The sequence below is a fragment of the Rhizobium sp. AN6A genome (genome assembly GCF_900215635.1).
In the GTDB taxonomy this organism is placed as follows: domain Bacteria; phylum Pseudomonadota; class Alphaproteobacteria; order Rhizobiales; family Rhizobiaceae; genus Agrobacterium; species Agrobacterium tumefaciens.
Genome location: NZ_OCNC01000003.1, coordinates 1,314,275 through 1,335,846, shown reverse-complemented (window position 1 = coordinate 1,335,846; position 21,572 = coordinate 1,314,275). Strand labels below are relative to the sequence as shown.

The window sequence follows — 21,572 nt, the reverse complement described above, 5'->3', positions numbered from 1 at the left end:
ACCATAATGGTCGACTATCGCTATCTCGGACGCAGCGCGCTGAAAGTTTCACCGCTGAGCCTCGGCACGATGATGTTCGGAGGCCCGACGCCGGATGACGTGGCCTTCCGCATCATCGACAAGGCACGTGAGCAGGGCATCAACTTCATCGACACTGCCGATGTCTATCACGACGGCAAGTCGGAAGAAGTCGTTGGTCGCGGCATCAAGGCAAGTCGCGATCACTGGGTTCTGGCAACGAAATTCGTCAATTCCCACACCAAGGGTCCGAACCTTGGCGGCCATTCACGCAAGTGGGTGATCGAGACCGTCGAGAATTCGCTTCGCCGTCTCAACACCGACTACATCGATATCCTCTATTTCCACCGCGCCGTCTTCGACGCGCCGCTGGAAGAGCCGGTGCGCGCCATTGCCGATCTGATCCGTGCGGGCAAGCTGCGCTATTTCGGCGTTTCGAACTTCCGGGGCTGGCGTATTGCCGAAATTTCGCATCTGGCCGATCAGCTCGGCATCGACCGGCCTATCGCCAGCCAGCCGCTCTACAACATCGTCAACCGCACGGCCGAAGCCGAGCAGCTGCCCGCGGCACATAATTACGGGCTGGGCGTCGTTTCCTATTCGCCGCTGGCACGTGGCGTGCTGACCGGCAAATATCAGCCGGGTGAGCAACCAGGTGCAGATACCCGCGTCGGCCGTGGCGACAAGCGGGTTCTGGAAACGGAATGGCGCCCCGAGTCGGTCGAAATCGCCCAGAAGGTTGCGGCGCACGCCGCATCGAAGGGTGTTTCAGCAGCGGATTTTGCGCTCGCCTGGGTGCTGAACAACAAGTTCGTCACCGCCGCGATCACCGGCCCGCGCACTGAAGACCATTGGGACGGTTACGTCCGCGCCCTCGATGTGAAGATCGATGCGGAAGACGAGGCGCTGGTCGACAGCCTTGTGACGACAGGCCATCCCTCGACACCCGGCTTCAACGATCCGAGCCATCCCGTCGAAGGCCGCGTGCCGCGCAATATCGAACCTGCTCCCCGCCCGGTCGTCAAGCCGCGCGCGGTCGCCTGATCGTCCAGAAGAAAATGCCTGCGGCGCGACCGTGCCGCAGGTCATCACATCCGCTCAGGGAAACCCGCAATGTCCAATCCTAAAATACAGACCGCAACCACCGACAATTCCGGCGTACCGAGCCGAGACGACATTCTGGCCCGCGCCAGGGACATTGCGGCTGTTGCCGCCAAGGATGCCGCCCGCCGTGAGCGCCAGCGGGAACTTCCCTTCGAAATCTTCGGCCTGATCAAAGAAGCCAAGATCGGCACGCTACGCATCCCCGAGGCCAAGGGCGGACCGGGCGGGTCGATTGCGGACTATATAGAAGTGCTGATGATCCTCGGGGAAGCCGACAGCAATATTCCGCACGCACTCCGCAGCCATTTCAATTTCACCGAAAACCTCGCTCTCACACCGATCGAGCTTGAGGATCGGCGGCACCTCGAAAATGTCCTCGCCGGCAAGCTCTTCGCGGGCGCCAGTACGGAACAGGGCACCAAACGGCCCGGCGAAATCACCACGCGCCTCAGCGCCGATGGCGACCGTTATCGTCTGAACGGCCGCAAATGGTATGCGACCGGCACCGCCTTCGCAGATTTCGGCACCTTCAGCGCTGTCGGCGACGACGAACAGCCGATCGGCGTCCTCATTCCGCTTGATCGGCCCGGGATCACCATTCTCGACGACTGGGACAGCATGGGCCAGCGCATGACGGCAAGCGGCGGCGTTTTGCTTGAAAATGTCGAGGTGCTCCCGCATGAACTGACGACCCGCAAGCTCGGCAGCCAGGTCGGACGCCACAGCTCGGCCATGCGACAGTTGCATCTCGCTGCCTCTGCCGCCGGTGCCGTTCAGGGCGCACTCAACGACGGCATTGACTATGTTCTGCGCCAGGCGCGCACCACGCTCCACAGCAGCGCCGAAACCGCTAATCAAGACCCCTTTGTGCAAAAGATGCTCGGCGAGATCAGCGCCGGTGCCTTCGCCGTCAAGACGCTGATCCGCGAGGCGGCAAGAACGCTCGACAGGACCGCCGCCGCCTTTTCCAGCGGCGACGAAGAGGCGATAGAAGCGGCTTTGCTGGAAGGTTCTCTCGCTACCGCCCGTACCCAGATCATCGCATCGCAGCTTTCACTGACGGTCGCCACCAACCTTTACGAACTCGGCGGCGGATCGGCGACATCCAGCGAGCGGAATTTCGACCGCCACTGGCGCAACATCCGCACGGTCTACAACCATAATCCGCTTGCCCACAAGGCGCGTGTCATCGGCGACTACTATCTCAACGGCACCACGACGCACCTCAGGGAAGGCCGGGTATTCTAGCCATGAAGGGAAAACGGCCATGAGAACGGAATTTATCCCTCCTTCGGTCGCAAGAGCGGCTTTTCGGTTGCCGACGCTTTCCCGGCTGCCGCCGCTGACGGCCCTGCGCGCATTTGTCGTGGCCGCGCGTCACGCCAGCTTCTCGCGGGCCGCGGAGGAACTGCATGTCTCGACTGCCGCAATCGGCCAGCAGGTGCGCATTCTCGAAACCCATCTCGGGCAAACGCTCTTCAGCCGCCAGCGCGGCGAACTGGTGCTGACCGAGGCCGGCAGCACGCTTTACCCCGGCCTTGCGGACGCTTTCGAGACCATGATCGGCAGCCTTTCCGATCTCATGGCCTCCGGCGGCCGGCGGCAGGTGAAGGTTGTGGCGGAAGGCTGTTTTGCGGCCCGATGGCTGGCACCACGGTTGGGAACCATCGTTCCAGCCCTTGGAGACGTAGATATCTCGATTGAATCTCTCGAGGGCGATACCATCGACCTCACGCATTTCGATGCCGATTGCGCGATCGTCGCAACCCACGGACAAATCTCCGGTTTCATTCACGAACCGCTTTTTGCCGACACCGTCAGTGCCGTCTGCACCCCGGATTTTGCCACCCGCCACCAGCTATGTGGTGAACCCGAGCGGCTTCGGGATATCTCTTTTGCGATGTTGCGCGGCAACGGCGCGGATGCTGCCTTCGAATGGGCAAACTGGCTTCGCGCCTGCCGCATTCCGCTTCGGCTTTCAGCAACCGGACCGCGCTTTTCGCGCCAGACCGCGCTGATAGAGGCACTCTTGTCCAGCCACGGCATCGGTCTTGCGCGCCACTCGCTGATTTCCGAAGAACTTAGAACCGGCCGCCTGATCGCACCTTTCGGCGTGCCTCAGCCGACCGCCAGCCGGTATCATCTGCTGACCAGTCCTGACAGGCGGCGGCTGCCGGAAATCGCATCTCTACTCGCCTTGTTGCGCGAGGATACACGCTCTCTCGAAGCCGCCGCCTGAACACGCCCGTCCCACATCAGGCGCGTTCCCTTTGCAACTCCCTGGTCGTATGGATGTTTTCCGGCCGGGGCAGGCCGTAATGATCACGCAGCGTGTCGCCCTCGTAATCCTCGCGGAACAGCCCGCGCTGTTTGAGGATCGGCACGACCTCGTCGACGAAAATATCGAACCCGCCATTTAGCCATGGCGGCATGATGTTGAAGCCGTCGGCAGCACCTTCACGGAACCAGGTCTCTATCCAGTCTGCCACCTGTTCCGGCGTTCCCGAAATCACCTTGTGGCCGCGCCCGCCGGCAAGCCGATGCAACAATTGCCGGATCGTCGGATTTTCCCGGTCGATGACATCGAGAACCAGCTGATGCCGGCTGCTATCCGCCTGCGCGCGCGTCGCTTCCACCGCCTCCTTCGGCAACGGCTGATCGAGATCGGCCGATGAGAGATCAATGCCTGTAATGCGCTGCAACTGCCCGAGCGAAAAGGCCGGCTGGATGAGATCGTTGAAACTCGCCTCGAGCTTTCGCGCCTCCTCTTCGGTGGAGGCGATGAAGGGGCTGATCCCCGGCAGGATTTTCACATGGGCGGGATTGCGCCCCGTGGCCGCCACGCGCCTCTTGATGTCGGAATAAAAAGACCGCGCACTCTCCAGAGTTTGATGCGCGGTAAAGATTGCCTCGGCATACCGGGCAGCAAAGCCACGGCCGTCCTCCGAAGAGCCGGCCTGCACATAGACCGGCCTGCCCTGCGGAGAGCGTGGCAGGTTAAGCGCGCCCCGTACCCGGTAGAACTCGCCCTCGTGACTGGCGGGATGGATGCGGTCAGTATCGGCGAAAAGACCGCTCTCCTTGTCGGCGACGATGGCATCGTCTTCCCAGCTGTCCCAGAGCTTCGTCACCACATCGACGAACTCAGTCGCCTGCCGGTAACGCTCGGCATGCGGCGGATGCTGCTGGAGATTGAAGTTTCCGGCCGCCGCATCGGCGGAGGTCGTCACGATGTTCCAGCCCACCCGGCCGCCGCTGATATGATCGACTGAGGCGAACAGCCGGGCAAGATTGTAAGGCTCGTAATAGGTGGTGGAGGCCGTCGCAATGAAGCCGATCTTTTCGGTGACTGCCGCCAAGGCCGCCAGCATGGTGATAGGTTCCAGCCGGTGCCGGGCGGCATAGCGGATATTGGCGTCCAGCACCGGCGCATCGGCAAAGAAAATGGCATCCAGCTTTGCCGCCTCGGCCTTGCGGGCGATATCCTGGTAGAGCCTTATATCGGTGACGCGCAGTGGCTCCGACTCGGGGTGGCGCCAGGCTGCTTCATGGTGCCCACCCGGATAGATGAACGCATTGAGGACCAGCTTCTCGGATTTTCTGCTCATGGCGATGAACCCTTTTCACTTTGACGCGGCTTTAAACGAGAGGTGAGGAGGCGCTTACGCCTCCTTCGTCACCCACGCTTTGGCGAGATTGCCGCTGAGACCCTCCGCCCCTGTCGCGTAATCCTTGATGCGGACGCTGCCGACGACCGGCTGGATTGGCGAAACGAGATTGATGACGGGAAGATCCTTGGCGACGACGGCCTGAAACTCCTTGAAGAAGGCTGCGCGCTTTTCGATATCCGGCTCCACCGCGGCCGCTTCCAGCAGCCGGTCCACTTCCGGATTGGCGTAGTGGCTGGCATTTGAGAACGGCAGGCCGATCTTGAAGTTCTTGCTCCAGTAGACACGCTGCACGCCGGCCGTCGGATCGAAGGTATTGGAGAGGGATTCGACTGAAAGATCCCAGGCGCGATCGGTATAAACGACCTTCACATAGGTGCCGAAATCGAATTTCTGGATATCCGCCTCGATGCCGATCTTGGAAAGCGCCTGCGCTATGAAATCCGAATAGGTCTGCGGGTTGAACGGGTTGGTGGTGACCCTGAGCTTGAAGCGCTTGCCGCCATTCTTGCGCGGAAAGCCCGCCTCATCCAGCAGCTTTTCCGCCAGCGCGACGTCGAATTTGGCAAAACCGATATCCGGATTGTGGAACTTCGCAAGGCCGGGGCTGATCGGCGTGGGCGATGGCACGGCGTAACCGTAAAGCACGGAATCGATCAACGCCGGAATGTCGATCGCGTGAGCGATGGCCTGCCTCACCTTCAATTCCTTGAGATATTCGTTCTCAAGGTTGATGACGAGCTGGTTCTGCTGGCCAGCATAGGCGTAGATGCGGTCATCCACCTTCAGCGTCGGGATGGATTTCAGTCGTTCCAGATCGGCAAGCGCCACCGGGTTCGGGCCAATGTCGCCCTCTCCGGTTTCCAGCGCCGCCGCGCGAGCGCCCGCATCGTTGATGAGGCGAATGATGACGCGGTCGAGATAGGGGCCTGACGCGTCCCAGTAGTCGGCATTCTTGTCCAGAAGAATATGGCTGCCCGGCACCCATTCCTTCAGCACGAAGGGGCCGCTGCCGATGATCTGGGCGGGTTTTGGATTATCAGTCGGCTTGAAGGTCTCGAAGATGTGCTTTGGCACAACAGGCGATTCAGATGAGGCGAGCGCGGTTATCAATCCCGGCGCCGGCTTGGAAAGCTTCACCTTTGCGACCAGTGGATCGGAAGTATCGACGCTTTCAACATGCGAGAAAGTCGCCCGGCCGCGCGGATGGGCTTCCTTCAGCCGCAGGATCGAGAACTCCACATCTGCCGATGTCACCGGCTTGCCGTCATGGAACTTCGCATTCGGCTGCAGATGAAAGACATATTCCAGCCCGTCGGCGGAAACGCTCCATTCTTTGGCAAGGCTCGGCTTGGGCGAAAGTTCGTAATCGTACGTCAAAAGCCCGTCATAAATCTTCGAGCCGATGAACTGCGGACCGCCCGCACTGGTATTGATCGCCACGAGCTGCGTCGGCTCGGGAAAATAGACGATCTTGAGCGTACCGCCCGAAACCGGCTCTTCAGCAGCAGCGAAAGAACCACCTGGAAGCGCCACGAAAGCGCCGGCAGCGAGTGCAATTTTATGAAACTGGCGTCTGGAAAAGGTCATGTCTGTCTCCGAAAAATCCGATGTGCTGGGTGGGGCATCTCAGTGCAGTTGCGGGAACCCGTGACGCTCGGCGAGGATTTGCAAAATGCGTTTCGTGTCCTGAATGAAGTGCGTGTCGCCTTTGGTGGTCGCATCGGCTGGTGCGTCGCCGGTAAAGACGAACAGCGGCAACGACTGGTTTTCCTCACCCACGACGGCGATGACCGCTTCGCGCGGACGCTGAAAACCGACCCGGTGGATATCGATCCCGGCGGCAAGGTCCGGAAAGGCGGCAAGCAGGCCTTCGATCTGGTTACAATGCGGGCAGACGAACCGGACACCGGGGTGCTTGGGGTCTTCAAAACCGGGGGCAATCAAAAAAAGCGTATCCTTGGCCATGGCATCCATCATGTGCGGGTGAGATTTCATGGACACAGTGCAGGCAGAGAAATCAGAGGTCCAGAAAGCTATTCTTCCAGCAAAACGAAGAATTCCTTCGCCTTAAATTATTGAAGAAATTGATTTTTTTAGAGTTCCGATAACAGGCATCACCGTTCCTGCCGGCCTGTTCCAAAGGCAACGTTTTTCCCGAAAACGCCGTTATCGCGCGATAGTGAAAAAAGGCCGGAGGGCCTTTTTCAGCAATAAAAAACCCGGCAGAACTGCCGGGTTTTTCAATGCCATATGCAAAACGCTCACTCGTTCTTCCAGGCCGTCGACAGATCGCCATAGGCAATGTCGATGGTGGTGACGAGAGACTGCAGGCTGGTGTTGCGCAGAATGACGGTCGGCAGGGCGACGATAGAGAAATTCGGCAATTCGTCACCGGTGATTTTCTGGATATCGTGGAACTGCCCCGCCCGTTTCGTTTCATCCACTTCAATCGCGGCGGCGCGGAAAAGCTCATCCACCCTCGGATTGTTGTAGTGGGCGGCATTGACGTATGGCGCGGGTTTCTTGATGCCATCGGACCAGTAGAGCCGCTGCACGCCCGCTGTCGGATCAAACAACCGGCTGATGCCGTTCACCGTCAGGTCAAAACCGCGCTCCGTATAGACGCGCTTGATGAAGGTGGCGAGATCGCCTTCAACGATATCCACCTTCACGCCGAGCTTGCCAAAGGACGAGCGTAGATATTCGGAGGTTTTGCGGAAGACGTCGGAGGGCAGGAAGGCCAGCCGCAGCGAAAAACGCGTGCCATCCGCACCCCTCGGATACCCCGCCTTGTCCAGCAGCTCGTTCGCTTTGGCCAGATCGAAAGGATAGGTAAAGGGCTTCTCGTCATTATAGGCGGTGAAGACCGCTGGAATGTTCGAACCGGCGGGTTTCGCCGTGCCGAAGAAGATCGCGTCGTTGATGAAATTGCGGTCGATGGCATGGGCCAGCGCGTGCCGCACCTCCTTTTTCGCGAGGATCGGGTTCTCCAGATTGAACTCGAATACGGCGGCGTTATTGAGATAGGAGTCGGTATAGACCTCCACCGAAAGCTTGGGATTTTGCCGCAAACGCTCCAGATCGCTGTAGGAGACATCGGCGGTATAATCCGCCTCGCCCGTTTCCACCGAGATGGTGGTGGAGGCCGCGTCAGCGACGAACCGCGCCACGAAGCCATCGAGATAGGGAAGATCGGCCTGCCAGTAGTTCGGGTTCTTCTTGAGCTTCACATAACTGCCGCGTTTCCATTCCTCGAACACGAAGGGGCCGGTGCCAACGGGCGCGTTGCCGTTCGGGCTCTCATTGTAGTTTTCCGAAGCATAGGCATGGGCCGGCAAAATGGGCGTTTCGCCACCGGTCAACGCCCGCAGAAGATAGGGTGCCGGTTTGGAAAGCACCACTACCGCCGTCAGCGGATCGGGCGTTTCGATATCGGCAACATTGGCGAAAGTGATACGGCCGCGCGGCCCGACCTTCTTGAAGGCAAGCAGGGAAAATTTCACATCCTGCGCGGTGAAATCCTTGCCATCATGCCATTTGACGCCCTTGCGCAGCTTGAAGGTGTAGCGCAGCCCGTCGGCGGACGTTTCCCAGCCTTCGGCGAGAACCGGATGCGGCTTGAACTCGCTGTCGAAGCGCACCAACCCTTCCAGAATCTTGGTGGAAATGGCGCGCGTGCGCGTATTGGAATCGGAAAGCGGCACAAGCGTCGTCGGCTCACCGAGACCCGCAAGGGTGACAATACCGCCCTTTTTCGGCGTTTCCGCCGCCAGCACCGGCAGGGATGGCAGCAGCACGGCCGCACCTAGCGCAGCACTCAAAAGCAATGTCTTACGTCTTGTAATATCCATGGATGTTTCCTCTTGCAGGCTTGTTTTCAAATTTTCAGGCAGGCTTCAGCCGGGTTTCGACCAGCCGGGCAAACAAGGTGGCGCCGACCGGCAGGATGGCATCGTCGACAATGAAACCGGGATTATGGGCTGGCACGGTGCCGGAATGACCGAGGGTGAAAAACGCACCGGGCGCATGTTTCAGGAGGTCGGCGAAATCCTCGCTGCCCATGAAGCGGCCAGGCTCGGTGGAAACGCGCTCGTCTCCGAGAACTTCGCGCGCCACCCCGGCCACAATCTCCACCGACGCGTCGTCATTGGTCAGAACCGAGAATATGTCGCGAATATCCACCTCGGCGGTCAGGCCGTGAGCCGCGGCAATATGATCCGAGATGGTGCGGATACGGCCGCGGATCGTTTCGCGCACGCTGTCGGAGAAGGCCCGCACCGTGCCTGCAATCGAGGCCGTTTCGGGGATGACGTTATAGGCAGATCCCGCCTCGATGCGAGTGATCGACAAGACGGCGGGATCGGTCGGCGGCACATTGCGGCTGACGATCGTCTGCAAGGCCTGGATGAGTTCACCCGTCGCCGGCACCGGATCACGCGAGACATCCGGGTGAGCCGCATGCGCGCCCCTGCCCTTCAGCCGGATATCGAAGAAATCGGCGCCTGCCAGAATGGTGCCCGGCGAAACCTTCAGATGGTTGGGTGCTGCATGGGAGGAATTGTGCAACCCGTAAATTTCATCGACGGGGAAATCCTTGAACAACCCATCGGCGATCATGGCGCGTGCGCCACCCAGACCTTCCTCGGCGGGCTGGAAAATGAAAATCACCGTGCCGGCAAAATCACGGGTTTCCGCCAGATAACGGGCGGTGCCAAGCAATATGGTGGTGTGCACATCATGCCCGCAGCCGTGGAACTTGCCGGGATAGACCGATGCATAAGGCAGCCCGGTTTCTTCCGGCATCGGCAGGGCATCCATATCCGCCCTCAACCCGATTGAACGGTTGCCGGCATGGCGGCCACGCAGCACGCCGACCACGCCGGTCTTGCCATAACCGCGATGCACCTCGATGCCCCAGGAGGTGAGCTTCTCGGCGACGATGCCGGAGGTGCGCACCTCTTCGAAACCGATTTCCGGATGCTGGTGCAGATCGTGGCGGATGGAGACGAGTTCGGGAACATAGGTCCCAATCCGGTCTAAGACTTTCGGCGCGGGCGTTTTGACGGGATCGACGGCAATATTCACGGTATCTCCTCAGGGCAAAAAAGATCGTTCTCGCAATCTCTGTGATTGCGAAGTGCTAAGCTTTAGAACTGGAAAGCTGAGGCGGGAGAGGCGTCAGAGCCTCAGGCCAGCCTCCTTCATCAAGGGCAGAATGCGCTCAGCGAAATATTCGAGATCTTCGCGGAAATCGTAGAAATTTAGCTGCACGCCATCGATGCCAGCCTTTTTCAAGCCGACAAACTGCTCGACCACCTGCTCCGGCGAGCCGATGATTTCGATATTGCCGCCGAGATTGCGCCCCTGCTTGTGGCGCGCATCGCCGCGACCCCGCCAGGCATGGGCGTCGCTTTCGTAATTGTTGGTCGCAAAGGCACGGGTGCCGGGCTGCGGTTTTCCGGCCTCGATGGCGTCGGCATAGGCAATCGACTCCTTCTCCGTGTCACGGCTGACGATGATCGGATTGATGAGCGTCTTCACCTGCCGGCCATAGGCCCTGGCGCGGTTCTTGATGGTGGCGATATGATCGGGAAGCGTTTCCAGCGCGCTGTCGATATGCGCGCCGCCGGGCGAGGTAACGAAAACCAGATCGGAATGGCGCGCGGCGAAATCGATACCGGCCGGCGAGCCGGTCGCCGTCACCAGCGGCGGGCGGCCAAAGGCGGGCTTCGGCGTTATCCAGCCGTTGTTGATGGCCCAGGGGTTAAGCTTACCCTCATAGGAGAAGTTTTCGGTTTCACCCCACAGGCGGTGAAGCACATCGAACAACTCGCCCGCCATATCGTAGCGCTTGTCATGGTCGATCCGCTGCCAGCCGAACATTTCATGCTCGATGGCGCGATGGCCGGTGACGATGTTGATGCCCCATCTTCCCTTGGCGATATGATCCAGCGTCGCGCCATATTTGGCGAGATGAAGCGGATGCAGGGGACCGTAAAGCACATGGATGGTGGAGATCAGAAGAATGCTCTTCGTGACCGCCGCCATGGCACCGAGTGCGATGAAACTGTCGAGTGAGGATTCGCCGTCATAACCGCCCTTGGGCAGCCATTGCGTGCGGCTGAAGGCGATTTCGAAACCAAGCTCCTCCGCGCGCTTCACCAGCTCCGCATTGTAATCGAAGGTCCAGCTATTGCTGGTTGGCAGGCTGGAGAAGTTGATGTCCTGCAGATTGAGGAACAGCCCCAGCATCAGTGGCTGTTTCGCCGCGCGGCTGAGCGGGCTGTCTTCGAAATCAGTGGGGCTTTTCAGTTCGGGACCTTCAGGCAGTGAAACAGTCAGCGCCATGTCTTTTCTCCCTCGGAATGATTACCCTGCGGGGTGGTCGCTGCCAGCCGGGCGCGCAAATAGGCCTCCACACTGCGGGGCAGCCGACCGGTAATCTGCTCGATGTTGTCGTTGACGGAGGCCGCGAGGCCCTCGCGGATAAGTTGGCCGAATTCACCAATCGCCTTCTGTTCGAACGCTCCGATATGCGGCGGAAAAACGGAAGCGGAATGATGCGATATCCCCACGGGGCGATGCAGGATACGGGCCGCGATGCGGGCGATTTCCAGTGCCGTCAAGGCTTCACCGCCGGTTAGCACCAAGGTGCCGGAAACAGACGTGCTCGCAGTCAAGGCGTGAACCGCCACATCGGCTATATCGTCGGCATCAATGAAGGAAACGGCCGCATCGCCGAAACGGGCGGGCACATCCTCCCCCTTGCGTAGTGCTGCGACGACGGGTTCCAGCGCCACCTGCATCCAGGCATTCGGCCGCAGCACCGTATGCGCAATGCCGCTCCCGGCCAGATATCTTTCGATCTCGGCATGGGCAGCACCCGAGATGGAGCGTGCGGTATTGGCGATGGTCCAGTCGGAGCCGGATATTTTCACGATCCGCAATACGCCGGCAGAGAGAGCGGCATCGATGACCGCCTTCTGGTCCGCCGCCAGCGTTTCACCGATTGGGGAAAGCAGGAACACCGTGTCTATTCCGCGTGAGGCCTCTTTCAGGCTGGCCGGATCGGAGAAATTACCCTCCGAAATATCCACCCTGTCGCCCCAGAGCTTGAGCGCGTCCTCACCCCGGCGGGTCAGCACCCTAACCTTCGCCTCTTTCTGCAAAAGGCGGCTGACGACGCGTTGGCCGAGCTTGCCGGTTGCACCCGTTACAAGAATGGTTGCTGTCATGACGCCCTCACTTCGCCGCAGCCTGTTGCAGTAGAGAAAGGGCGCGCGGATCGGCCCAGTCGTTCACATCGAAATCGTCAGGGATGAATTTCCATTCCAGCAGGAAATCCTTGAAGTGGCTGAGTGCATCCAGCTCCGCCGGATCGAGATCGAGCCTCAGGCTTCGGTACACATCCGCTCCGTTGGCGGCGATAACTGCTTCCTCGCTGACACCGATCTCGCGGGCGATGAAACGCACCGCGTCCGCCGGATTGTCATTCGCCCAGCCGGCAACCCGCTGTACCGTGGCCACGAGGTCGGCGACGAGATCGGGCCTTTCATCGGCAAAGGTGGCATCCACGGTCAAAGGACGTGGCGTGCCGTTATTGATGCGGATTTTCGGATCGGGGTGAAACCCGGTCGACACGACGACGTGCGCGCCAATGAGATTGGCGACGGTGACGCCCTCCGCCCCTTTTACAAAAAACGCATCGATCTTTCCGCGATGCAGTGCCGCGATCTCCTCCCCATAGGGCAGCCGTCGGCGCAGGCCATGGAACCTGTCGTCAGCCGGTCCGAGCAGCACCGGCTCGGTTGCGGTGAGATCGACCAGCTCGACCTCTGCCACGGAAAGGCCGGAAACGGTCAGTGCCGACACGATGCCCTTGAGCGATGTGGCGCGCTGGAAGTCGATGGTTTCGTTCGGTCGTTTCGGTAGCCCGATGCGCCGGCCCTTCAGCTCGCCGCCCTTTGTTATACCACTGGCTGGCAGGGCTATGACCGCCTGAAACTCGTCGGTCCTGGTCAACCCGACAAGACGCGTCTGGCGTCCGCCGGATTTTGCCCAGATAGGCGGAATATTGCCGCCCTGACGGAAGGACCAGTCCAGACGGTGATCGAAATGGCTCTGGCGAATGGCCGGATCCACCGCATCGCGAATGGAGGAAACAGTAATGCCGTGGCCGGCGAAACTCTCCTCGATCCAGCCAAGCTGCACCGCGATGGAAAGCGGCGTTGGCGCCGGGCAGCGCGTGTACCAGACGGTTTCAGGGTGGGTTATCTGGCGAAGGGCCGCATCAGCCATGGCGTTCGTCCTCTCAATTGCGATCTCTACGACACGCTACACGCCATAAAATATTTTCTATAGATAACGTGTACTATTTGAGAGGCCTTTGAGGAAATTCGTTTCCATATCAGCATGGCTTCGTGCTTCCGGTAAAATATCCTTTCGGAAACGGCGTCATTCTCGCGCGATACTTCGGCGGAGAGCGGCACTCGATGTGAGCGTCTCCTTGGGAGCGTCGGCCATGGCTCGGAAGTTTTTCTTCTCCTGACAGCAAGGATTTTTAACTCGCGACCGGAACCCCGGCTGTTACGCTTCCCCGCAATTGCGCCGGACCCGCAAGCCGGCAATCCAACAGACCTGAAAGAAAAAGTGGCAGCATGAGCACGAACAAACGCCGGCTCAATCTCAATGTCGGCATCAATACCACCGGATACCTCGCCAATGCCTGGAAATACAGGAGCGGAGACCGGCACGATATCAACGATATCGGCTATTACCGGCGACTGACGGAACTGGCTCACAAAGGCCGGTTCGACGCCGTTTTCCTTTCGGATCACCCGGCATTGCTGACCGACCCGACAAGCCGGCCGTTTCACACCATCGATCCGCTCATCCTTTCCACATCGCTTGCCGCACAGGTGCCGGACATCGGGTTCGTGGCGACGGTGTCCTCCACCTATAACTCGCCCTATAATTTTGCGAGACGAACACAATCCATCGATATCGTCACGGGCGGTCGGTTGATCGTCAACATCGTCTCCTCCTTCAATCCGAACGTCGCCGCCAATTTCGGCAACGACCCGTTGCCGCCGCGCAATGAGCGATATGCCAAGGCCACGGAATTTCTCGATGTCGCGAAAAAGCTCTGGTCGAGCTGGGATCCGCGCCGCGAAGGCGAGGTGCCGGAAGGCCGCTTCTGGGATGCGGCGACGGCCGAGACGATCGATCACGAGGGGCAATATTTTCATGTCAAAGGCCCGCTCAACGTGCCCCGCGGACCGCAGGGTCACCCCGTCATCGCTCAGGCGGGCGCTTCCGAGGGCGGCATCGATCTGGCGGCACGTCATGGCGAGATTATCTATTGCAACATATTGTCCCGCCCCGCCGGCCAGGCCTTTGGCAAAAAGGTCCGTGACCGCGCCGTTTCTTTCGGCCGCGATCCCTCGGGCATCCGTATCGTTCCCGGCCTCGTCGTCATTCTCGGCGAGACGCGCGAGGAAGCGCTGCGCAAACACGAACTCTACAGCGGAACCGGCTCGGAAGACGGTCTTCTGGCACGCTTCGCCAAGGAAAACGGTATCGATCCCCGCGATTTCGATCCCGACGCGAAACTGGATGGCGAGCACTTCATTCCCGACCAGAACCGCCAATGGGCAGTAGGCATGGGGCTTGGCCTTTCCGAACTGCTGACCCATGAAAAGCTCACCGCCCGCGAGGCCGTGCGGCGCTCGGAGGGGCATCACCGGCTGCTGCTCGGCACAGCGGAAGAGGTGGCGGACGGTATCATCGATCTCTGGCAGGACGGAACGGTTGACGGCTACACGTTGCAGCCGCCCCGTGCCCCTGACGATATCGCCGAATTCGTCGAACAAGTCGTGCCGGTGCTGCAAGACCGCGGCGTTTATCCGCGCGAATACGAAGGCACGACCATACGCGAGAGATACGGCCTGCCTCAACCGGACTGACGCTGTTCCTCTCGTTCGCCATTCCCACGCTGGGCGCAGGAATGGCGACGTTGTGAACGCGCTATTGAGCTGTCGCCACTTTCAGAACCGGCCGCCCGCCGGAAAGCTGCGGCACGACGGACGCGAAATCCGTCACGATCTGGCGATAGTCTTCCGGCTGGAATTCATAGGGCAGTTCCAGACGGAATTCCGAGACATGCGGCAGAACGGGATCGCGCAACAGCTTCTCCAGAATTTCATCCGTCGTCCCGACAAAATCAGGCAGAAAAAGCGTGCGGCGCGCACCATGCGGCGTATGCGTGCGCTTGTCGCGCTCGGCCGCAAACTCCGCATAACGGCGGCGTGTCGCCGGGCTGGCACTGTCCGTCGGTAAAATCACGCGGCCAAGGGCGACGCGCGGCTGGCGCTCATGCGCCCATTCCTGCCGAAAGCGGCTGACGAGGGCCGCCTGCGCCGTCAGAAAATCATCGGTATTTTCACCGCTGACGATATTGCCGGTCAGCAGATTGAATCCCGCCTTCCCCGCCCAGCGTGCGGAATTCTGCGATCCGCCGCCATACCACAGCCGGTCGGTCAACCCCTTGGCGAAGGGCCGAAGGCGCGGCACCTGCGCGCCCGCTGCATTGCCCGCCTCCGTTTCGCTGGACAGCGGTTCTGATCTCAAGGCCCTGGCGAGCTTCTCGGCGCGGGCATGGCTGTAATCCGCATCGGGTGCCGTATCGACATAATCCGAAATCAGATGGGCGAAGGGCGGCGCACCGACGGAAACGCCGACATTCAACCGTCCGTGTGACAGCACATCCACGGTGGCGAGATCTTCCGCCAGCCTGAAAGGGTTTTCATAACCCAGTTGAATGACGGCGGTGCCGAGGCCAATCCGCTTGGTGCGCTGCGACGCCGCCGCGAGAAAGGTAGCGGCCGAGGACACGCCGCGTTCCAGATGGCGCTGGCGGACCCAGGCGCTATCATAACCCAGCGCCTCGCCGGCTTCGAAAAGCTGCAGAGTTTCCTCCAGCCCCTGCGCAGGATCATCATCGTGATAGTTGCCGGGAACCAGAAAAGCAAAATGCGAGATATGGGAGAGAGGCATGGTGTGCATCCGGGAATGTTTGTTGAGGCATGATGAAGCTCAGACAGCGCAGGTGCGGCCATCATCCAGTACCGCGCATACCCAAGCAGAATGCACGATGACCGGCATCGCTGGCGCGGCATGGTCTTTTATAGTCCCGGCGATTTTTGAAAGATCGTTGCGCGATTCATTAGTCTACTAAAATTATAGATTAATCCTCGAGGGGCGGTCGCTTTATCTCCTCTCCATCCTTGTAAATACGCCGACATATCGAGCGCCGCGCGAATGTCCTTGATTTTCCTTCCCAACATGTAATACAGATTATCATACATGTTGACAAATAACGCATACATGTATGACATTGCAGCCACCACGAACGCTGCGATACCTGCATGAGGGAGGAATTATGATCATCACCGACGTCGAGGTCCGTGTTTTCCGCACGACGACCCGTCGGCACTCGGACAGTGCCGGTCACGCACATCCGGGTCCGGCGCATCAGGTTGAACAGGCCATGCTGACCATCCGCACGGAAGACGGGCAAGAAGGCCATTCCTTCACAGCGCCGGAAATCGTTCGCCCGCATGTCATCGAAAAATTCGTCAAGAAGGTGCTGATCGGCGAGGATCATCGCGACCGGGAACGCCTTTGGCAGGACCTTGCTCACTGGCAACGCGGCTCGGCGGCGCAGCTGACGGACCGCACGCTGGCGGTGGTGGACTGCGCGCTCTGGGACCTTGCCGGCCGCAGCCTCGGACAACCTGTATACAAGTTGATCGGCGGTTATCGCGACAAGGTGCTGGCCTATGGCTCCATCATGTGCGGCGACGAGCTGGAAGGCGGCCTTGCAACGCCTGAAGACTATGGCCGGTTCGCCGAAACGCTGGTGAAGCGCGGTTACAAGGGCATCAAGCTTCACACCTGGATGCCGCCCGTCAGCTGGGCGCCGGATGTGAAGATGGACCTCAAAGCCTGCGCGGCAGTGCGCGAGGCGGTCGGGCCCGATATCCGCCTGATGATCGACGCCTTTCACTGGTATTCCCGCACCGATGCGCTGGCATTGGGACGTGGCCTTGAAAAGCTCGGCTTCGACTGGATCGAAGAGCCGATGGATGAGCAGTCGCTCTCCTCCTACAAGTGGCTCGCCGACAATCTCGATATTCCCGTCGTCGGCCCGGAAAGTGCTGCTGGCAAGCACTGGCACCGCGCAGAATGGATCAAGGCCGGCGCCTGCGATATTCTTCGCACCGGCGTCAACGATGTCGGCGGCATCACGCCGGCGCTCAAGACCATGCATCTGGCCGAAGCCTTCGGTATGGAATGCGAGGTGCATGGCAATACGGCCATGAACCTGCATGTGGTCGCCGCCACCAAGAATTGCCGCTGGTACGAGCGCGGCCTCCTGCATCCCTTCCTCGAATATGATGACGGCCACGACTATCTGAAGTCTTTGTCCGACCCGATGGACCGCGATGGCTTCGTTCACGTTCCCGACCGGCCGGGCCTTGGCGAGGATATCGATTTCGATTTCATCGACAACAACCGGGTGAGATAAGGCTATGAAAACCGTGCTCGCCTTTGGAGACAGCCTCACCTGGGGCGCAGACCCGGCAACGGGTCTCCGCCACCGGCCTGAGCATCGCTGGCCGGAGGTGCTGGAGGCCGAGCTTTCCGGAAAGGCGAAGGTTCATGCCGAAGGACTTGGCGGACGCACCACCTGTTATGACGACCATGCCGGCCCGGCCTGCCGCAATGGCGCGCGGGCGCTTGAAGTCGCGCTTTCGTGCCACATGCCGCTTGATCTCGTCATCGTCATGCTCGGCACCAACGACATCAAGCCGGTGCATGGCGGTCGCGCGGAAGCCGCTGTTTCGGGCATGCGGCGGCTGGCGCAAATCGTCGAGACCTTCATCTACAAGCCGCGAGATGCAGTGCCTAAGCTTCTGATCGTCGCGCCGCCGCCCTGCGTCGCAGGCCCGGGTGGAGAGCCCGCAGGCGGTCGCGATATCGGACAATCACTACGGCTTGCGCCGCTCTACCACAAACTCGCCGCCGAACTTGGGCATCACTTCTTTGATGCCGGATCGGTAGCCAGCGCCTCGCCAGTGGATGGCGTGCATCTGGAAGCGCCGGCAACGGCCGCAATCGGCCGGGCGCTCGCCGCTCCGGTCAGAGACATTCTTGGCTGATCACACGAAGCCTGTGGAGGAACAGGCGCGCGGATCGAAACGTGGAAGGCCGTATGAACCGGCCGTATGGGAGGAAAAATGAGACATTTTCTTGCAACCGCAGCCCTCGGTGCACTGCTGATCGGCGCCATGCCGCTCAGCGTCTTTGCCGAAACGCCGAAGGACCAGCTCATCGTCGCCACGACCATGAGCAATATCCTGACCCTTGACCCAGCCGCCATTACCGGCCGCGAGACGGTGCAGGTGCTGAATAATATCTACGACACGCTGGTCGTGCTTTCGCCCAAAGATCGTAGCGTCCAGCCCCGCCTTGCCGAACGTTGGGAAATCGGCGAGGACCGGAAATCGATCCGCTTCCACCTGCGCGCCGACGCCAAGTTCGCGTCCGGTAACGCCGTGACGGCAAAGGACGTGGCATGGAGCCTGAAACGTCTGCTCGCCCGCAATCTGGCGCAATCGTCTTTCCTCAAAACGCGCGGTTTCAAGCTGGAGGATGCCGACAAGCTTTTCGTCGCCGAAAACGACCAGACCTTCGTGCTTAATATTCCGAAGCCTGATGATCCCAACCTGCTGCTGATGATCCTTGCACAGAATGGGCCCGGCTCGATCATCGACAGCCAGACGGCGCTTGCCAACGAAAAGGACGGCGATCTCGGTGGCGCGTGGCTGACGCTCAATTCGGCGGGCTCCGGCCCGTTCAAGCTGACCCAGTGGAAATCCAACGAATATATCATCCTCACCCGCAACGACGATTACTGGGGTGAAAAAGCCAGGATGAAGCGCGTCCTGATGCGCCATCTGCCGGAATCGCAATCCCAGCGGCTGATGCTGGAAAAGGGCGATATCGATGTCGCCTATTCCCTGCAGGCGCCGGACCTGAAGTCGCTCGAAGCCGACAAGACCATCGCCATCGAATCCACACCCGGCTCCGGTTTTTATTACCTCAGCGTTTCGATGAAGGACGAGCGCTTCGCGAACAAGAAAGTGCGCGAAGCCCTGCGTTACCTGATCGACTACGACGGTCTCGACAAGGCGGTCATGCCCTATTACGGCAAGCTGCATCAGCGCTCTCTCAGCACCGGTGTGATGGGCGCGCTGCCGGATCAGGGTTACAAGCTCGATATTGCAAAAGCCAAGGCGCTTCTGGCTGAAGCCGGTTATCCAAACGGTTTCAAGACGACGCTGCGCGTGCTTTCGGAAGACCCCTTCATGAAAGCGGCAACGGCCATCCAGAACACGCTGGCCCAGGCCGGCATCCAGGCCGAACTTATCAGCGGTTCCGGCGACCAGATTTACGGCGCCATGCGCGAGCGCAACTTCGAACTGCTTCTCGGCCGCGGCGGCGGCGGTCAGCAGCCGCATCCGGACAACAACCTGCGCTCCATCGCCTATAATCCGAACAATGCGGACGACGCCAAGCTCACCAACTATCAGAGCTGGCGCACGAGCTTCTTCGATGAAAAACTGAACAAGATGATCGAGGAAGCCCTTGTCGAGCGCGACGTGGCGAAACAGACGAAGCTCTACGAGGACCTTCAGGCCTATATGGACGAGATTGTCATGTCCATTCAGCCATTCTCCGAAGTCGTCGACACCGCCGCTTTCCGCAGCGACATCAAGGGCATGATCGTGAGCCCTTGGCTCTCGCGCTTTGAAGAGGTGAGCAAGGAGCGGTGATCGGCTGCCATATCTGCGAGTAGGAAAAGGCGCGGCTAACCCCGCGCCTTTTTGCTGTAATAAGGCTCCATTCACCCAATGTGTTAGTCGCAAGCGAAGCCTCCGCACTCCGTCACGCCGGACGAGATCCGGGGTCTTGTGTGAGCAGCCTAAGCGCAGTTGGCGGCCCGCCATCCCGCCGTAGCCATCCAAAAAAATTGCCCGGCACTGAAGGCCGGGCAAGGAAGGAGGATTTTATTATTCGTGACGCCCCGGAGGAGGGCGATCACGCTTTGGGAGGTGTCATGCGCCTTCATATTCCAGCGAGGCGCCGATCAGTTCGCGCGCATAGGGATGTGTCGCGCCATTGCCGGCGATGGCCTCACGCGGCAGGATTTCGGTGATTTCGCCGCGCAGCATCACAGCGAAGCGATCGCACATGTGATCGACCACGGCGAGATCGTGCGTCACCATGATATAGGTGAAGCCGCGCTCTTCGCGCAGGCGCTGCAACAGGTTGAGGATTTCGGCCTGCACCGAAACATCGAGCGCAGAGGTCGGCTCGTCGAGCAGAAGCAGCGACGGTTCTAGGATCAGCGCACGCGCAATCGCCACGCGCTGCCGCTGGCCGCCGGAAAGCTGGTGCGGAAAGCGGTCCAGGAACGACACGGGCAGACCGACATCCGTAATCACCTTGCGCATGCGCTCTTCACGATCGCCCAGTTTATGGATGGCAAGCGATTCTCCGAGAACGGTGCGCACCGACTGGCGCGGATGCAGCGAACCATAGGGATCCTGAAACACCATCTGCAACGTGCGGCATCGCTCGATCAGCGGCATGTCGCGAACCGACTTTCCATTGATGAGGATTTCGCCGCTCCAGAAATCATTCAGCATCGACACGCAGCGCAACACTGTGGATTTGCCCGAACCGCTTTCACCGACCAGACCGAAACACTCGCCCGGCTCGACGCGAAAGGACACCGAAGGCAGCACTTTCAGCGCCGTGTGGCCGCTGCCGAAGGTGATGGAGAGATCGCGGGTTTCAACGGAAACGGCCATTATACTTTCTCCTCCAGCCATTCGGGACGGCGATCCAACACCGCAAGTGGCGCACGCGTGCCGCCAATCCGCGGCTGCGCCGCGAGCAGGCCGCGCGTATAGGGGTGCTGCGCTTGATCGAGGTCGCGCGCGGCAAGCGTTTCCACCACCCGGCCGGCATACATGATGAGTACCCGGTCGCAGAAATTGCGCACGAGATTGAGGTCGTGGCTGATCATGATGAGACCGATGCCTCTATCCCGAACGAGGCCATCGAGAATATTCAGAACCTGCAGCCGCACCGTCACATCCAGCGCAGAGGTCGGCTCGTCGGCAATGACCAGATCGGGATCGGCAAGCAGCATCATCGCAATCATGACGCGCTGGCCCATGCCACCGGAAATCTCGTGCGGATATTGCTCGTAGACGCGCGCGGCGTCACGGATTTTCACCGCATCGAGCATGGCGAGCGCCTTTTCCCGGGCTTCCGATTTCGACGCCTTGAAATGGCGCAGATAGGTCTCCGTCACCTGATCGCCGACACGGCGGATGGGATTGAGGGAGAATTTTGGATCCTGAAGGATCATCGACATGCGCCGTCCGCGAACCTTCAGCATCTCCTTCTCACTGAGCGACAGCAGATCGAGACCATCAAAATCAAGCTTGTCGGCCGTTATGGTCGCCGATGGAAGGAGGCGCAGCAAAGCCCGGCCGACAGTGGACTTGCCCGAGCCGCTTTCGCCGACAATGCCGAGACGCTCCCGGCCAAGGGTGAAGGAGATGCCGCGCACGGCCTCGGTAGGCGAACCGCCATAACGGATGCGAAGATTTTCGACGTCGAGGATTGGTTTTTCCATGG

18 protein-coding genes are annotated in these 21,572 nt (G+C 60.1%); 7 read left to right on the top strand and 11 right to left on the bottom strand.

All coding sequences use genetic code 11. The features are described 5' to 3' along the window. Nucleotides 1-6: 6 nt before the first annotated feature. The 3 genes from CRO62_RS10085 to CRO62_RS10075 all read left to right on the top strand — a co-directional run bounded on the left by CRO62_RS10085 (nucleotide 7) and on the right by CRO62_RS10075 (nucleotide 3,361). Complete coding sequence (locus CRO62_RS10085; RefSeq protein ID WP_003511118.1) at nucleotides 7-1,062, top strand: aldo/keto reductase; 1,056 nt, start codon at nucleotides 7-9, stop codon at nucleotides 1,060-1,062. Between the two features lie 69 nt (nucleotides 1,063-1,131). Beyond that, nucleotides 1,132-2,370 (top strand): acyl-CoA dehydrogenase family protein, encoded by a 1,239-nt coding sequence (locus CRO62_RS10080; RefSeq protein WP_097100051.1) that lies wholly within the window; start codon nucleotides 1,132-1,134, stop codon nucleotides 2,368-2,370. A gap of 19 nt (nucleotides 2,371-2,389) precedes the next feature. Continuing rightward, a complete protein-coding gene (locus CRO62_RS10075) occupies nucleotides 2,390-3,361 on the top strand; it encodes a LysR substrate-binding domain-containing protein (RefSeq protein WP_097100050.1) in 972 nt (323 codons plus the stop codon). A gap of 16 nt (nucleotides 3,362-3,377) precedes the next feature. Here CRO62_RS10075 and CRO62_RS10070 read toward each other — a convergent pair whose 3' ends face one another. From CRO62_RS10070 to CRO62_RS10035, 8 genes are all read right to left on the bottom strand, one after another. Beyond that, complete coding sequence (locus tag CRO62_RS10070) at nucleotides 3,378-4,730, bottom strand: LLM class flavin-dependent oxidoreductase (protein WP_097100049.1); 1,353 nt, start codon at nucleotides 4,728-4,730, stop codon at nucleotides 3,378-3,380. Nucleotides 4,731-4,784: 54 nt separating this feature from the next. Beyond that, nucleotides 4,785-6,380: an ABC transporter substrate-binding protein gene (locus CRO62_RS10065; RefSeq protein WP_097100048.1), complete on the bottom strand. Its 1,596-nt coding sequence runs from the start codon at nucleotides 6,378-6,380 to the stop codon at nucleotides 4,785-4,787. Between the two features lie 39 nt (nucleotides 6,381-6,419). Next, on the bottom strand, nucleotides 6,420-6,770 hold the full coding sequence (locus CRO62_RS10060) for a DUF3088 domain-containing protein (RefSeq protein ID WP_097100047.1): 351 nt from the start codon (nucleotides 6,768-6,770) through the stop codon (nucleotides 6,420-6,422). 284 nt (nucleotides 6,771-7,054) lie between these two features. Further along, the gene (locus tag CRO62_RS10055; RefSeq protein WP_179784487.1) at nucleotides 7,055-8,644 is read right to left on the bottom strand and encodes an ABC transporter substrate-binding protein; all 1,590 of its coding nucleotides are present in this window, start codon (nucleotides 8,642-8,644) and stop codon (nucleotides 7,055-7,057) included. A gap of 34 nt (nucleotides 8,645-8,678) precedes the next feature. Then, nucleotides 8,679-9,878 carry a M20 aminoacylase family protein gene (locus tag CRO62_RS10050; protein WP_097100045.1) on the bottom strand — a complete coding sequence of 400 codons (1,200 nt, stop codon included), beginning with the start codon at nucleotides 9,876-9,878 and terminating at the stop codon, nucleotides 8,679-8,681. A gap of 93 nt (nucleotides 9,879-9,971) precedes the next feature. After that, nucleotides 9,972-11,141, bottom strand: a complete 1,170-nt coding sequence (locus CRO62_RS10045) for an LLM class flavin-dependent oxidoreductase (RefSeq protein WP_097100044.1) — start codon at nucleotides 11,139-11,141, stop codon at nucleotides 9,972-9,974. Further along, entirely contained in the window at nucleotides 11,132-12,028 is an 897-nt protein-coding gene (locus CRO62_RS10040) for an NmrA family NAD(P)-binding protein (RefSeq protein WP_097100043.1), read from the bottom strand. Before CRO62_RS10040 ends, CRO62_RS10045 begins: the two co-directional genes overlap by 10 nt. 7 nt (nucleotides 12,029-12,035) lie before the next feature. Continuing rightward, nucleotides 12,036-13,091 carry an ABC transporter substrate-binding protein gene (locus tag CRO62_RS10035; RefSeq protein ID WP_097100042.1) on the bottom strand — a complete coding sequence of 352 codons (1,056 nt, stop codon included), beginning with the start codon at nucleotides 13,089-13,091 and terminating at the stop codon, nucleotides 12,036-12,038. A 359-nt stretch (nucleotides 13,092-13,450) separates the two neighbouring features. Between CRO62_RS10035 and CRO62_RS10030 the strand changes: the two genes are divergently transcribed. Beyond that, complete coding sequence (locus CRO62_RS10030; RefSeq protein WP_097100041.1) at nucleotides 13,451-14,758, top strand: NtaA/DmoA family FMN-dependent monooxygenase; 1,308 nt, start codon at nucleotides 13,451-13,453, stop codon at nucleotides 14,756-14,758. Nucleotides 14,759-14,819: 61 nt separating this feature from the next. On the opposite strand, the gene CRO62_RS10025 is transcribed toward CRO62_RS10030, so the two are convergent. Continuing rightward, the gene (locus CRO62_RS10025; RefSeq protein WP_097100457.1) at nucleotides 14,820-15,848 is read right to left on the bottom strand and encodes an LLM class flavin-dependent oxidoreductase; all 1,029 of its coding nucleotides are present in this window, start codon (nucleotides 15,846-15,848) and stop codon (nucleotides 14,820-14,822) included. A 385-nt stretch (nucleotides 15,849-16,233) separates the two neighbouring features. Here CRO62_RS10025 and CRO62_RS10020 point away from each other — a divergent pair, with 385 nt between their 5' ends. The 3 genes from CRO62_RS10020 to CRO62_RS10010 all read left to right on the top strand — a co-directional run bounded on the left by CRO62_RS10020 (nucleotide 16,234) and on the right by CRO62_RS10010 (nucleotide 19,693). Beyond that, the gene (locus CRO62_RS10020; RefSeq protein WP_080801404.1) at nucleotides 16,234-17,382 is read left to right on the top strand and encodes a mandelate racemase family protein; all 1,149 of its coding nucleotides are present in this window, start codon (nucleotides 16,234-16,236) and stop codon (nucleotides 17,380-17,382) included. A gap of 4 nt (nucleotides 17,383-17,386) precedes the next feature. Next, nucleotides 17,387-18,016: an SGNH/GDSL hydrolase family protein gene (locus tag CRO62_RS10015; protein WP_080849993.1), complete on the top strand. Its 630-nt coding sequence runs from the start codon at nucleotides 17,387-17,389 to the stop codon at nucleotides 18,014-18,016. Between the two features lie 78 nt (nucleotides 18,017-18,094). Next, nucleotides 18,095-19,693 carry an ABC transporter substrate-binding protein gene (locus CRO62_RS10010; protein WP_097100040.1) on the top strand — a complete coding sequence of 533 codons (1,599 nt, stop codon included), beginning with the start codon at nucleotides 18,095-18,097 and terminating at the stop codon, nucleotides 19,691-19,693. Between the two features lie 282 nt (nucleotides 19,694-19,975). On the opposite strand, the gene CRO62_RS10005 is transcribed toward CRO62_RS10010, so the two are convergent. Further along, nucleotides 19,976-20,734, bottom strand: coding sequence for an ABC transporter ATP-binding protein (locus CRO62_RS10005; RefSeq protein WP_003511153.1), 759 nt, complete (start codon nucleotides 20,732-20,734; stop codon nucleotides 19,976-19,978). Further along, nucleotides 20,734-21,570 (bottom strand): ABC transporter ATP-binding protein, encoded by an 837-nt coding sequence (locus tag CRO62_RS10000; RefSeq protein WP_013761686.1) that lies wholly within the window; start codon nucleotides 21,568-21,570, stop codon nucleotides 20,734-20,736. The genes CRO62_RS10005 and CRO62_RS10000 overlap by 1 nt, the downstream gene beginning before the upstream one ends. Between the last annotated feature and the right edge of the window lie 2 nt (nucleotides 21,571-21,572).

Bases quoted from the DNA above. Each gene is read 5' to 3' on its own strand.
- CRO62_RS10085 (WP_003511118.1), top strand. From the start codon at position 7: ATGGTCGACTATCGCTATCTCGGACGCAGCGCGCTGAAAGTTTCACCG.
- CRO62_RS10080 (WP_097100051.1), top strand. From the start codon at position 1,132: ATGTCCAATCCTAAAATACAGACCGCAACCACCGACAATTCCGGCGTA.
- CRO62_RS10075 (WP_097100050.1), top strand. From the start codon at position 2,390: ATGAGAACGGAATTTATCCCTCCTTCGGTCGCAAGAGCGGCTTTTCGG.
- CRO62_RS10070 (WP_097100049.1), bottom strand. From the start codon at position 4,730: ATGAGCAGAAAATCCGAGAAGCTGGTCCTCAATGCGTTCATCTATCCG.
- CRO62_RS10065 (WP_097100048.1), bottom strand. From the start codon at position 6,380: ATGACCTTTTCCAGACGCCAGTTTCATAAAATTGCACTCGCTGCCGGC.
- CRO62_RS10060 (WP_097100047.1), bottom strand. From the start codon at position 6,770: ATGATGGATGCCATGGCCAAGGATACGCTTTTTTTGATTGCCCCCGGT.
- CRO62_RS10055 (WP_179784487.1), bottom strand. From the start codon at position 8,644: ATGGATATTACAAGACGTAAGACATTGCTTTTGAGTGCTGCGCTAGGT.
- CRO62_RS10045 (WP_097100044.1), bottom strand. From the start codon at position 11,141: ATGGCGCTGACTGTTTCACTGCCTGAAGGTCCCGAACTGAAAAGCCCC.
- CRO62_RS10040 (WP_097100043.1), bottom strand. From the start codon at position 12,028: ATGACAGCAACCATTCTTGTAACGGGTGCAACCGGCAAGCTCGGCCAA.
- CRO62_RS10035 (WP_097100042.1), bottom strand. From the start codon at position 13,091: ATGGCTGATGCGGCCCTTCGCCAGATAACCCACCCTGAAACCGTCTGG.
- CRO62_RS10030 (WP_097100041.1), top strand. From the start codon at position 13,451: ATGAGCACGAACAAACGCCGGCTCAATCTCAATGTCGGCATCAATACC.
- CRO62_RS10025 (WP_097100457.1), bottom strand. From the start codon at position 15,848: ATGCCTCTCTCCCATATCTCGCATTTTGCTTTTCTGGTTCCCGGCAAC.
- CRO62_RS10020 (WP_080801404.1), top strand. From the start codon at position 16,234: ATGATCATCACCGACGTCGAGGTCCGTGTTTTCCGCACGACGACCCGT.
- CRO62_RS10015 (WP_080849993.1), top strand. From the start codon at position 17,387: ATGAAAACCGTGCTCGCCTTTGGAGACAGCCTCACCTGGGGCGCAGAC.
- CRO62_RS10010 (WP_097100040.1), top strand. From the start codon at position 18,095: ATGAGACATTTTCTTGCAACCGCAGCCCTCGGTGCACTGCTGATCGGC.
- CRO62_RS10005 (WP_003511153.1), bottom strand. From the start codon at position 20,734: ATGGCCGTTTCCGTTGAAACCCGCGATCTCTCCATCACCTTCGGCAGC.
- CRO62_RS10000 (WP_013761686.1), bottom strand. From the start codon at position 21,570: ATGGAAAAACCAATCCTCGACGTCGAAAATCTTCGCATCCGTTATGGC.